General features: G+C 69.2%; 12 protein-coding genes and 1 tRNA gene. All 13 read left to right on the forward strand.

The genetic code is table 11. From position 1 onward, the window contains the following. The first annotated feature begins 8 nt into the window (after window positions 1-8). Window positions 9-84, forward strand: a tRNA-Ile gene (locus tag ACTQWE_RS03155). A gap of 185 nt (window positions 85-269) precedes the next feature. After that, complete coding sequence (gene abc-f, locus ACTQWE_RS03160; protein WP_441855775.1) at window positions 270-2,276, forward strand: ribosomal protection-like ABC-F family protein; 2,007 nt, start codon at window positions 270-272, stop codon at window positions 2,274-2,276. After that, window positions 2,269-2,820: a hypothetical protein gene (locus ACTQWE_RS03165; protein ID WP_170104130.1), complete on the forward strand. Its 552-nt coding sequence runs from the start codon at window positions 2,269-2,271 to the stop codon at window positions 2,818-2,820. Before abc-f ends, ACTQWE_RS03165 begins: the two co-directional genes overlap by 8 nt. 7 nt (window positions 2,821-2,827) lie before the next feature. After that, entirely contained in the window at window positions 2,828-3,493 is a 666-nt protein-coding gene (locus tag ACTQWE_RS03170) for a site-2 protease family protein (protein ID WP_235927340.1), read from the forward strand. Further along, window positions 3,494-4,312, forward strand: a complete 819-nt coding sequence (locus tag ACTQWE_RS03175) for a segregation and condensation protein A (protein ID WP_170104131.1) — start codon at window positions 3,494-3,496, stop codon at window positions 4,310-4,312. Next, the gene (gene scpB / locus ACTQWE_RS03180; RefSeq protein ID WP_170104133.1) at window positions 4,312-5,055 is read left to right on the forward strand and encodes an SMC-Scp complex subunit ScpB; all 744 of its coding nucleotides are present in this window, start codon (window positions 4,312-4,314) and stop codon (window positions 5,053-5,055) included. The genes ACTQWE_RS03175 and scpB overlap by 1 nt, the downstream gene beginning before the upstream one ends. Next, a complete protein-coding gene (locus tag ACTQWE_RS03185; protein ID WP_170104135.1) occupies window positions 5,055-5,963 on the forward strand; it encodes a pseudouridine synthase in 909 nt (302 codons plus the stop codon). The genes scpB and ACTQWE_RS03185 overlap by 1 nt, the downstream gene beginning before the upstream one ends. After that, on the forward strand, window positions 5,956-6,630 hold the full coding sequence (locus ACTQWE_RS03190) for a histidine phosphatase family protein (RefSeq protein ID WP_441855772.1): 675 nt from the start codon (window positions 5,956-5,958) through the stop codon (window positions 6,628-6,630). The genes ACTQWE_RS03185 and ACTQWE_RS03190 overlap by 8 nt, the downstream gene beginning before the upstream one ends. After that, on the forward strand, window positions 6,627-8,234 hold the full coding sequence (cmk, locus tag ACTQWE_RS03195; RefSeq protein WP_441855771.1) for a (d)CMP kinase: 1,608 nt from the start codon (window positions 6,627-6,629) through the stop codon (window positions 8,232-8,234). The genes ACTQWE_RS03190 and cmk overlap by 4 nt, the downstream gene beginning before the upstream one ends. A 9-nt stretch (window positions 8,235-8,243) precedes the next feature. Further along, entirely contained in the window at window positions 8,244-9,134 is an 891-nt protein-coding gene (gene ispH / locus ACTQWE_RS03200) for a 4-hydroxy-3-methylbut-2-enyl diphosphate reductase (protein ID WP_441855769.1), read from the forward strand. Between the two features lie 151 nt (window positions 9,135-9,285). Beyond that, window positions 9,286-10,608, forward strand: coding sequence for a ribosome biogenesis GTPase Der (gene der, locus ACTQWE_RS03205; RefSeq protein ID WP_170104138.1), 1,323 nt, complete (start codon window positions 9,286-9,288; stop codon window positions 10,606-10,608). 1 nt (window position 10,609) lies between these two features. Continuing rightward, window positions 10,610-11,287, forward strand: a complete 678-nt coding sequence (locus ACTQWE_RS03210; RefSeq protein WP_170104139.1) for a glycerol-3-phosphate acyltransferase — start codon at window positions 10,610-10,612, stop codon at window positions 11,285-11,287. A 2-nt stretch (window positions 11,288-11,289) separates the two neighbouring features. Then, the gene (locus ACTQWE_RS03215; RefSeq protein WP_170104140.1) at window positions 11,290-12,309 is read left to right on the forward strand and encodes an NAD(P)H-dependent glycerol-3-phosphate dehydrogenase; all 1,020 of its coding nucleotides are present in this window, start codon (window positions 11,290-11,292) and stop codon (window positions 12,307-12,309) included. Window positions 12,310-12,332: the final 23 nt, after the last annotated feature.

Here is a 12,332-nt window from a genome sequence, read left to right on the forward strand (position 1 = left end):
CAGTTTCCGGGCCTATGGCGCAACGGTTAGCGCAGGGGACTCATAATCCCTGGGTTGGGAGTTCGAATCTCTCTGGGCCCACCACATGCGACGGGACCCCCTCGGGGGTCCTTTTTTGTTGGGCGAGTTTGCATCAGGCAAATGGAGCTGTGACGCAATGGTGCTTTGGTAAGCGTCACGGGCGGCGTGCGCGGCTGGTGCCGGACCCACGTATAATCAAGTGGATTGTACTTCTCGGGCAGACGCCCGTATTGTGGAACGGACAGCACTTGATAGCACTTGCAGACAAGATCACGAAGTCGTTTGGCGGCCGTGTCCTGTACACGGCCGCAACGTTGCAGCTGAACGCGGGGGAGCGCTGGGGCCTCGTTGGACCGAACGGCGCGGGCAAGACCACGCTCCTCAAGATCATGATGGGGCAGGAGGAGCCGGACGAGGGCACCGTGTCGTTCGCGCGCGACGCTTCCGTAGGCTACCTCGAGCAGGAGACGCACCTTGCGGGCGAGAAGAGCGCGCTCGGCGAGGTCGTGGACTCCGCCGTGGAGGTCAAGCGCCTCGAGGCGCGCATCAAGGAGATGGAGCGCCAGATCTCCGAGATGCCCGAGGGCGACGAGCAGTACGCGCTCCTGGAGCGCTACGGCGCGGCGCAGGACCGCTACGAGCGCCTGGGCGGCTACGAGCTCGAGGCCAGGGCGAAGCAGATCCTGGGCGGCCTGGGATTTCCCGTCGAGGACTTCGACAAGCCGGCGAAGGAGTTCTCCGGCGGCTGGCAGATGCGCATCGCCCTGTCGAAGCTGCTGCTGAGGCACCCCGACCTTCTCCTTCTGGACGAGCCCACCAACCACCTGGACCTGGAGTCCGTCAAGTGGCTCGAGTCGTTCTTGGCGGGCTACGACGGCGCCGTGCTGCTGGTGAGCCACGACCGCTCGTTCATGGACGCGTGCGTGAGCCACATCGCGTCGCTCGAGAACAAGCGCCTCATGACGTACACGGGAAACTACACCAGCTACCTGCACCAGCGCGAGGACAACCTGGAGCAGCTCCGCGCGAAGCGCGCGGCGCAGGAGCGCGACATCCAGCACATGGAGGTGTTCATCGAGCGCTTCCGCTACAAGCCCACGAAGGCGAGGCAGGTGCAGGAGCGCATCAAGAAGCTCGAGAAGGTGCGCGAGGAGCTGGTGGTGCTGCCGGAGTCCTCGAAGAAGGTGCACTTCAAGTTCCCGGACCCGCCGCGCACCGGCGACGAGGTCGTGAGCCTGGAGGGCATCTCGAAGCACTACGAGGACAACGACGTGTACGACGGCGTCGACCTGAAGCTGTACCGCGGCGACCACGTGGCACTCGTGGGGCCCAACGGAGCGGGCAAGTCCACGCTCATGAAGATCATCAACGGCCACGAGGCCCCCACGGCGGGCTCCGTGAGGCTTGGCCAGAACGTGACCGTGGCGTACTACGCGCAGCACCAGCTGGAGACCCTGCGCGAGTCGTACACCGTTCTGCAGGAGATGGACGAGGCCGCGCCCGGCTGGACCACCTCCCAGGAGCGCAAGCTGCTGGGCGCGTTCCTGTTCCACGGCGACGACGTGGAAAAGAAGGTCGGCGTGCTTTCCGGCGGCGAGCGCGCGCGTCTGGCGCTCGCGCGCATGCTCGTGGCGCCGGACCCGCTGCTGTGTCTGGACGAGCCCACGAACCACCTGGACATCGACTCCGTGGACGTGCTCGAGGAGGCCCTCGTCAACTTCCCGGGCACCATCGTGCTCATCAGCCACGACGAGCACCTGGTGCGAGCGGTGGCGAACAAGGTGGTGGACGTTCGCGACCACAAGGTGACGCTCTACGACGGCGACTACGACTACTACCTGTACAAGCGCGCGGAGCTCGAGGGACAGGCGCAGGGCGCCCAGGCGGGCGAGAAGGACGCGGCGTCCCGGCAGGAGGCGGCGCATTCCGCCGCGCCCGCGGCGGCCCCCGCGCCCGCGGGCCGCAACGTGAAGACGAAGGAGCAGCGCCGCGCGGAGGCGGAGGCCAGAAACGCCGCGAACAAGGCCGTCCGCGAGGAGAGGAAGCGCCTGAAGCAGGTGGAGGCCGCGCTTAAGCCGGCGCAGGCGCGCTACAAGGAGCTCGTGAACATGATGGCCGACGAGGCGCTGTACAACGACGCCGCGAAGTTCGACCAGTGCATGAAGGAGTACAACGCGCTCTCGAAGAAGATCCCGGCGCTCGAGGAGGAGTGGCTGGAGCTTACGGAGAAGATCGAGGAGAGTCTGAATGCCTAGGCATGCCGCCCCTGACTGGGACGAGAGGACGCAGGCGTATCCCGCGACGCAGACGCGCCGCCAGCCGCAGGACGCCGAGGCGGAGGGCGCGGCCACGCCTTACGCCGGCGAGGTGCGGACCCAGACGTACGCGCGGCAGCAGTACGCCGCGCCACCGCAGCGGCCTTACGTGGCACCGGTAGAAGGCCCGAGGCAGACGCCCTTCTCGCCCGGGGGCGCGCAGGTGCCGCCCGCGGCGCGCCAGGCGTACGGCCGCGCGCTGTCGTGGCTGCTTAGGGTGGTCGCCCTCGCGTGCAGGCTGTACGCGATTGCGCTCGCGGCGCTCGTGGCGGCAAACGCCGTGGTGCTGGGCTCGTGGCGCATCCACGTGGTGGAGCTCACCGCGGCGTTCACGGCATGGCTGCCGTCTTCCGTCTCCGGGACGCTCGTGTTCCAGACGCCGTTTGGCGGCGTGCTGCGCGGGGACTTCGTCGCCGTGGCCGTCGCGCTGTTCGTGATCGACTGGCTGCTTGTGCGCAAGGCGCGCACGATTGGGGCAAGGTAGGGAAGACATGCTCTCTAACCAGCGGATATTCATGATCGTGGGCTCGGTCGCCCTCGTGATGCTCTCGGCAATCGTGCACGAGGTGGCCCACGGCTGGGTCGCGTACAGGCTGGGCGACCCCACGGCGAAGCAGGCGGGAAGGCTCACGCTCAACCCGCTCGCGCACCTGGACCCTGTGGGCTCGGTGCTGCTGCCGCTCCTTATGGCGTGGATCGGCGGGCCGGTGTTCGCGTTCGCGAAGCCGGTGCCGTACAACCCGTACAACCTCAGGAACCCCCGCCGCGACGAGGTGCTGGTGGCGCTCGCGGGGCCGGCGTCCAACCTGCTGCAGGCGCTCGTGGGCGCGGTCGCGTTCAGGCTGGCGTTCGCTTCTTGGTCGGGCGCGGAGGACGCGCTGTACTGGGTGCTCATGGCGCTGCAGATCTACGTGTACGTCAACCTGACGCTCATGTTCTTCAACCTCATCCCGCTGCCGCCGCTGGACGGCTCCAAGATCGTGATGCCGCTCCTTCACGGCGGCGCGCGGCAGAGCTACTACAAGATCCAGCAGTACAGCATGCCCATCCTTCTGGTGGTGCTGTACGTGCTGCCGTCGGTCCTGGGCTTCGACCCGCTGGGCATGTACCTGGACGCGACCGCCGGCAGCCTCGCGACGCTCATGATGGGGGCGTAGGTGTCGTACAACGTAAAGACACAGGCGTACTCGGGCCCGTTCGACCTGCTGCTGCAGCTGGTCAGCCGGCAGAAGCTCGACATCGGGTCCATCTCGATCGCCGAGGTGGCCGACCAGTACATGCGCGAGGTGCAGTCCATGGGCGAGCTCGACCTGGACGTGGCGAGCGACTTCGTGCTCGTGGCGTCCACGCTGCTCGACATGAAGGCGGCTGCGCTCGTTCCAAACGAGCCGCAGCGCCCCCGCAAGGAGGAAGAAGAGGAAGACGACGAGGACGACCTCGCGAACCTCTCGCCGGACGAGGCGCGCGAGGTGCTCATCGCGCGGCTCATCGCGTACAAGCAGTTCCGCAACGCAGCCGCGGCGCTCGGCAGCCGCATGGAGGCCGAGAGCCTGATGGAGCCGCGCACGGCCGGGCCGGACCCCGAGTTCATGGGGCTCATGCCGGACTACCTCGAGGGCATCACGCTGCGCTCCCTCGCGGTGATCTGCGCGGACCTGGACAGCCGCCGCCAGGGCTTCCTGCTGGAGGCGGAGCACATCGCCCCCAAGCGCCTGCCCATTGCGCTCACCGTGGCGTCCGTCGACCGCGTCACGCGCGCGCACCCGCTCGTGAGCTTCTCGGACCTGCTCGACGGCGACCTGCGGCCCGAGACGCTCGTCGCGACGTTCCTCGCGATACTGGAGCTCGAGAAGCGCGGGTCCGTCGTGCTGACGCAGGAGCACACGTTCGGCGAGATAGACGTCGCGCGCGTCGAGGGCGCGAAGCCGTTCGAGCTCGACAACTCGGACCTCACGAGCATCGAGGAGGATGCCTGATGCAGGACCTGGAACATCTTGACCACGACTCGCTGAAGGGCGCGCTCGAGGCGCTCCTTCTGGTATCCACGGACGCCGTGCCCGCGACGGAGCTCTCCAAGGTGCTGGGCATCGCCCCCAGCGAGGCGGCGGGCGCCCTGGCGGAGCTCGCGGCGGAGTACTCCGACGCCGACCGCGGCTTCCAGCTGCGCGAGGTCGCGGGCGGCTGGCGGCTGTTCACGCACCCCGCCTACCACGACGTCGTGGAGCGCTACGTGCTCTCCTGGGACACGCGCCGCCTTTCGCAGGCCGCGCTCGAGACGCTGGCGGTCATCGCGTACCACCAGCCCGTCACGCGCGAGGGCGTGAAGGCCGTCCGCGGCGTCAACTCCGACGGCGTGATCGGCTCGCTCAAGGAGAAGGGCCTCGTGCGCGAGGTGGGGCGCGAGCGCGACCGCAGCCGCGCCATGCAGTACGGCACCACGCAGCGCTTCCTGGAGACGTTTGGCCTGCGCAGCCTGCGCGACCTGCCGCCGCTTGAGGACTTCGCCCCGGACGAGGAGTCGAAGCGCTTCATCCGCGAGCGGCTTTCCGGCAGCGCGATATCCTCCACGCTCGAGGAGGCCTCGGCCGACATCGAGGAGGAGCAGGAGCTGCTGGGCGACGCGTTTGAGGACGACGATGCGAGCCCAGGGGTGGGCGACTCCGAGGACTCCACCGCAGAAGAGTCCCCCGCGTACGGCGAGGGCGAGGCGGACCTTTGATGGCGGCGGCCAGGGAAGGCGACGGCGCCGAGAAGGGCGCCGGCCTCGACATCGCCTACACCATGAGGCTCCAGCGCTACCTGGCGCGTGCCGGCGTCGCGAGCCGCCGTGGGTCGGAGGCGCTCATGACCGCAGGCCGCGTGCGCGTGAACGGCCTGGTCGTGACGGAGCTCGGCAGCAAGGTGACGCCGGGCGTGGACGTGGTGACGGTGGACGGGCGCGAGTGCACGCTCGCGGACGACTCCGCGTACGTGATGCTGTACAAGCCGTCCGGCTACGTCACCACCATGAGCGACCCGCAGGGCAGGCCGTGTGTCGCATCGCTCGTGCCCACGGAGCGCTACCCGGGGCTCTTCCCCGTGGGGAGGCTCGACGCCGACACGACCGGGCTTCTCCTCTTCACCACGAACGGCGACGTCGCGAACCAGATGCTTCACCCGTCGCACCACGTGTGGAAGCACTACGTTGCGCTCGTGCGCGGCGTGCCCACGCGCCACCAGCTGCAGATGCTGCGCGACGGCGTGCGCATGCCGGACGGCATGGCGTCACCCGCGAAGGCGCGGCTGCTTTCCGCGGACGACCCGGCCGCGCTGCCCGTCGTCGGCGAGGGGCTGCCGTACAACCACGCCGTGGTGGGCCTCTCCATCCACGAGGGGCGCAAGCACCAGGTGAAGAAGATGCTGCGCTCCATAGGCCACGAGGTGGTGCGGCTGCACCGCGACGAGTTTGGCCCGCTTGCGCTCACCGGCCTGATGCCCGGCCAGTGGCGGCCGCTCACGGACGCCGAGCGTGCGATGATAGAGGGGCTGGGCAAGGCCGACGCGCCCAAGGCGGCGGGTTCTTATGGGGCGCCGCGCCAACGGGGCGCGCGTGCGCCCAGAGACGGGAGGGAGGCCCATCGTGGCTAGGCAACGTATACTTCTGATGCGTCACCCCGAGACGCGCGAGAACATGGCGGGCGTGCTTTCCGGCCGCATCGACGTGGACCTCACGCCCAGGGGAGAAGAGCAGATGCGCCGCGCCATTGAGGCCGTCGTGGCGTGGGAGCCCGACCGCATCTGGTGCTCCCCGCTGTCGCGCTGCCGCTCCATCGCGGAGGAGGCGGCGTTTCGCCTGGGGGTCGAGTGCCGCGTGGAGCCCGGGCTCGCGGAGATAAACTTCGGCAGCATCCAGGGCATGCGGATGGATGAGGTGCACGAGCTTGGCTACGACTTCCCGTGGCCGCTGGACGAGGACGGGCGCTCCATGCCGGCGCCGGGCGCGGAGAGCTTCGAGGACCTGCTTGGGCGCGCCCGCGGCGTGCTCGCGGCCCTGGAGCCGCTGGAGGGCCGCACGGCGTGCATCAGCCACGGCGGCATGTCCCGCGCCATACTGGGCGCCGTGTTCGGGACGCCGCTCTCCACGTTCTGGCACGTGACGCTCCCCAACGTGAGCTCGCAGATCCTCACCTACGGAGGCGGGCACTTCTCGCTCGCGGCGCTTGCCCTTGCGCCGGAAGAGGTTGTCAGGCGCATGCGGGAGCCGGGGCTCATAGGAATCGACACGACGCAGAACATCTCTGGGAAGGACGCATGATGATAGTAGCCATTGACGGACCGGCGGGATCGGGCAAGTCGACGACGGCCCACGCCATCGCGGACCGGTGCAACCTCACGTTCCTGGACACGGGCGCCATGTATCGCGCCGTGACGTGGCGCTGCCTCGACTCGGGCGTGGACGTGAGCGACGGAGACGCGGTATCGGCCGTGGCGGAGCGCGCGAAGATCGTGTTCGGCAAGTCCGCGGACGGCCAGACCGTGAGCATCGACGGACAGGACGTGACGCGCCAGATCCGCACGCCGGAGGTCGACCGCAACGTGTCCGTGGTGTCCGCCTACCCCCGGGTGCGCGAGGCCATGGTGGCGCGCCAGCGCGAGCTGGGCGCGGCCGGGGACGTCGTGGCGGAGGGAAGGGACATCGGCACCGTCGTCTTCCCCAACGCGGAGGTGAAGGTGTTCCTGACGGCCGATGCCGCCGCGCGCGCCCACCGCAGGGCCGTGCAGCGCGAGGGCGGAGACGCTGGTCGAGACGCCGCCGCGAAGGCCGACGCGGCAGAGGAGCGGCAGATACTCCAGGACCTGGTGCGCCGCGACAAGCTTGACAGCTCGCGCAAGGAGTCTCCGCTGAGGCCCGCGGCGGACGCGCACATGATCGACAACTCCGCGCTCACGCCGGAGCAGGTGGTGCAACAGATCGTGGACCTGATGGACGCCGCCCGCGCCCGGGCCGGCGCGCCGAAGGCGGGCGAGGTCGCCCCTTTTGACAGGGGGGGCGAGCGCACCTCGCCCAGTCCCGCCGCAGACGGCGGGGCGGCGGACGCCTCCGCAAGCGAACGCGCAAAGGACGCTGCGGCCGAGAAGGGCGCGGGCAAGCCGGCCGCAGGGGCAGCCGTACGGCCCAAGGCCAAGGCGGGTCGGATGCGTGCGTTTGCGGGCAACTCGTTCGACGACTACTACGACCACGGGATGAAGGAGTTCCCGCTGCCGGCGCGGGCGCTTCTGGCCGTGGCCGCCACCATCGTGTGGGCGGTCACGAAGGTGCTGTGGCCATGGAGGATCGAGGACGTGAGGCTGCTTCGCGACGACGCGCGCGGCCGCATGATCGTGATGAACCACACCTCCATGCTCGACCCCGTGGTGATCGTCTGCGGGCTGTACTTCCACGGCATCCGCGTGAGGCCGATCTCGAAGAGCGAGTTCAACAAGACCGACTTCGTGTCGTGGCTGTTCTCGCGCGCGGGGGCCATCCCCGTGAGGCGTGGCACCGCAGACCTGAAGGCGGTGCGCCGGGCGCAGGCGGCGCTGCAGCGCGGCGAGTGCGTGCTCGTGTTTCCGGAGGGCACGCGCATCAAGAGCGACGACCAGCCCGTCACCATACACGGCGGGTTCGCGCTCATGGCGCAGATGGCGAAGGCGCCCGTGCAGCCCGTCGCCATCGTGGGCGCGCGCGACATCACGCCCAAGGGCACGCACTGGAAGCGCTTTGGACGCGTGTTCTGCAAGGCGGGGGAGTGCATCGAGTTCTCCGACCTGGGCGTGAGGGGCCGCAAGCAGCAGGCGCTCAGGATGGAGGAGGTCGCGATGGAGCGCGTGTACGCGCTGCGCGACGAGCTCCGCCGCGAGCACCCGGGAAAGATGTAGGGAGGACGCATGCCGACGATCGAGGTGGCCCGCGAGGCCGGGGCCTGCTACGGGGTAAACCGCGCACTCGAGCTGGTGCGCAAGGCCGCGGCGCAGGCGGAGGGACCCATCCACACGCTCGGGCCGCTCATCCACAACCCCACCGTCGTGGAGTCCCTTGCGCAGGACGGCGTCACGGTGGCAGACGCGCCGGACGAGTTCTTGGGCGGCACGCTGGTGCTGCGCACGCACGGCGTCACGCCGGACGAGGAGGCGCGCGCTCGCGAAGCCGCGGACAGCGTGCTGGACGCGACGTGCCCGTTCGTGGTGCGCGCCCACCGAGCGGCCGAGACGCTCACGCGCGAGGGTTACCGGGTGCTGGTGTTTGGCGAGGCGGGCCACCCCGAGGTCTTGGGCACGCTCGGCCACGCGCCGGGCGCGACGGTGGTGGAGCGCCCGGAGGACGCGGACGCGCTCGAGCTCGGGCGCAAGGTGGGCGTCGTGGTGCAGACCACGCAGTCCCGCGCGCGTCTGGCAGAGCTCGTGAGGCGCCTGCTGGGCCGCACTGACGAGGTACGCGTGATGGACACGATCTGCGAGGCGACGTCAGAGCGGCAGGCCGCCGCGGCGGAGCTTTCCGCCCGCGTGGACGCGATGGTGGTCATAGGCGGCAGGATGTCCGCGAACACGCGACGGCTCGCAGAGATCTGCGCGGGGGCGTGCGCGCGCACCCACCACATAGAGACGCCGGACGAGCTCGACCCCGCGTGGTTCGCGGGCGCGGAGGCCATCGGCGTGACGGCGGGCGCCTCGACCCCCCAGGAGCAGATAGACGAGGTCGTGGCCGCCATCGGCAGGCTCACGGGCGCCACGTGCGCAAGCGCGCCTGCCGCGGGCGAGAAGGGCGGGGCCCAGGGCTAGCGCCTGCCCGTGGCCGTGCGATCTTCTCGCCCGTGGCGCCCGCCTTGCCATGCGCGCTTTCGCTGTGTTGGTGAGGGCGCCGCTCAACCGAATAGCCCGCGCGAGCGAATGGTAGACTGAGCGTAACTGTGCCCCTATAGCAAGGAGTGATATGTCAAAGCCAATCGTCGCCGTTGTCGGCCGGCCCAACGTGGGCAAGTCCACGCTGGTGAACCGCCTCTCCGTCAACCGTGACGCCATAGTCCACGAGTCTCGCGGCGTCACGCGCGACCGCTCGTACCACGACTGCGACTGGAACGGTCGCGACTTCGTGCTGATAGACACCGGCGGCATCGAGTCCGCCAAGAGCAAGGACGTGTTTGCCCCGCGCATCCGCGAGCAGGCGCTCGCCGCGTGCGACGAGGCGGACGCGATCATCTTCGTGGTGGACGGGACCGTGGGCGTCACGGACGAGGACGAGGAGGTTGCGCGCGTGGTGCGGCGCTCTAAGAAGCCCGTGTTCCTGTGCGTGAACAAGCTGGACGACCCGGCCAGGGAGCTGAACAGCTGGGACTACTACTCGCTGGGCGTGGGCGAGCCGCGCGGCATCTCCGCCGGCCACGGCTTTGGCACCGGCGACCTGCTGGACGACGTGGTCGCGGCGCTGCCCGACGAGGGCGAGCCAGAGCCGGAGCGCGAGGACGGCGTGCTGAACGTCGCGATCATCGGCAGGCCGAACGTGGGCAAGTCCTCGCTCACGAACCGCCTGGCGAAGCGCAACCGATCGATCGTGAGCGACGTCGCGGGCACCACGCGCGACGCCGTAGACATCGAGATCGCGTGGAAGGGCAGCCGCATACGCCTGGTGGACACGGCCGGCATGCGCAAGAAGACCCAGGTGCACGAGGACGTGGAGTACTACAGCCTCGTGAGGGGCCTGCAGGCGATGGACAAGGCGGACGTGTGCCTGCTCGTCGTCGACGCGAGCGTCGGCGTGACGGAGCAGGACCAGAAGCTCGCGGGCATGGCCATCGACCGCGGCTGCGCCATCGTCGTCGTGCTGAACAAGTGGGACCTCATCGACACGGAGGAGAAGCGCGAGGCCGTGAGGTCGTCGCTCGACCAGAGGATGACGTTCGCGCGATGGGCGCCTTCCGTCAACGTGAGCGCGCTCACGGGCCGCGCGACGGACAAGGTGCTCGCCGCGGCAGTGAGGGCGTCCGAGAACCACGCGCGCCAGGTGCGGACGTCGGAGCTGAACAGGCTCGTCACCTCCATCCGCGAGGGCGGCCACACCGTCACGTACAAGAACCGCCGCCTGAAGATCCACTACGCCACGCAGACGGGCACGAAGCCGCCGGCGCTCACGTTCTGGTGCAACGCGCCGGACCTCGTGGACGACAACTACGAGCGGTTCCTGGAGAACCGCATCCGCGAGACGTTCGACTTCGCGGGCACGCCGCTCAGGCTCAGGTTCAGGCGGAAGGACGACTAGCATGCCAACAATCGCTATCGCGACGCTCGCGTGCATGGCGGGTGCGTTTCTCATCTGCGGCATCCCGAGCGGGCTCATCATCGCGCGGCACTCCAGCGAGCACGTGGACGTGCGCAAGGTGGGCTCCGGTAACATCGGGATGACGAACGTGGCGCGATCGGCCGGCGGCGGCGCGGCCGCGCTCACGCTCCTGTGCGACGCCGGCAAGGGCTACCTCGCCATCATGCTCGGACGCCTCGTGGTGTCCCAGGTGGCCTTTGGCGGGGACTTCTCGCAGACGGCCGCGCTCGGCGCCGCGGGCTGGTCCACGACCGCGCTGTACATGGCGTGCGTGCTCGGCCACGTGTACTCGCCGTACCTGGGCTTCCACGGCGGCAAGGGCATCAGCGTTGGCCTGGGCGCCGGCCTTGGCTTCTGCTGGCCCGTCACGCTCATGATGCTCGCGGTGTTCCTGGTGCTTGCCGTGCCGACGCGCTACGTTTCGCTCGGCTCCGTGAGCGCGGCCATATCGCTTCCCATCATCTCGTTCGCGTGGGGCATCCGCGGCGTCGCGATCGTGCCGCTTCTGGTGGTGGCGGCCGTCGTGGTGTTCGCGCACAGGGGAAACATCAAGAAGCTCGCGTACGGCCAGGAGCGCAAGTTCAGCGTTCACAGGCGCGGCGACAAGGAAGGCAGGTAGCGATGGCGGGAAGGATAGCCGTCATCGGCTCGGGGTCCTGGGGCACGGCGGCCGCGGGCCTGCTTGCGGCGCACGCCAACGACGTGCGGGTGTGGGCGCACTCGCCCAAGGTGGCCGAGGCCATCAACCGCACGCACAGGAACCCGCGCCATCTCAAGGACTACGAGCTGCCGGCAAACGTGAGCGCGAGCCACGACTTCGCGGAGGTGCTCGACGGCGCGGAGTCCATGGTGATGGTAGTGCCGTCCTCGTTTCTGCGCGGCATATGCGAGGGGCTGAGGGGGCTCGTTCGCGAGGACCTGCCCATCGTGGTGCTCACGAAGGGCATCGAGCCGGGGACGCACCTCCTCATGGCGGACGTCGTGGCGGACGTGCTGGGAAACCCCGGGCGCGTAGCGGCGCTCTCGGGCCCCAACCACGCCGAGGAGATCTGCCAGGGCCTGATCTCCGCCGCGGTCGTGGCGTGCCAGAGCGAGGCGCTCGCGGCATACTTCCAGGAGGCGTTCGTGTCCCAGGAGTTCCGCGTGTACCGCTCGCAGGACATCAAGGGCGTCGAGGTGTGCGCGGCCGTGAAGAACGTCGTCGCGATCGCGTGCGGCATCTGCGCGGGCCTTGGCCTGGGCGACAACACGCTCGCGGTCCTCATGACCCGCGGCCTCGCCGAGATCAGCCGGATCGTGTGCGCCGTGGGCGGCGACCCCATGACGTGCATGGGCCTGGCGGGCATGGGCGACCTCGTGGCCACCTGCACCTCTCGCCACTCGCGCAACCGCACGTTCGGCGAGGCGTTCTCGCACGGCGAGAGCCTCGAGGCGTACGAGGAGCGCACCGGCATGGTGGTGGAGGGCGCCCGCGCGGCGCAGAGCACGTGGGAGCTCGCGCGGGAGCTTGGGATCGAGGCCCCGCTCACGAACGCGGTCCACTCGATTCTGTATGATGGGACGGAGCTGGGCGAGGCGGCCCAGCTGCTTTTGGACCGTGACCCGCACGTTGAGTTCTACGGCCTAGACACAAGGGAATAGAGCACGGGGGAGAAGATCGAAAC

This window comes from Parafannyhessea sp. LCP19S3_B1 (assembly GCF_052121955.1).
Lineage (GTDB): Bacteria > Actinomycetota > Coriobacteriia > Coriobacteriales > Atopobiaceae > Parafannyhessea.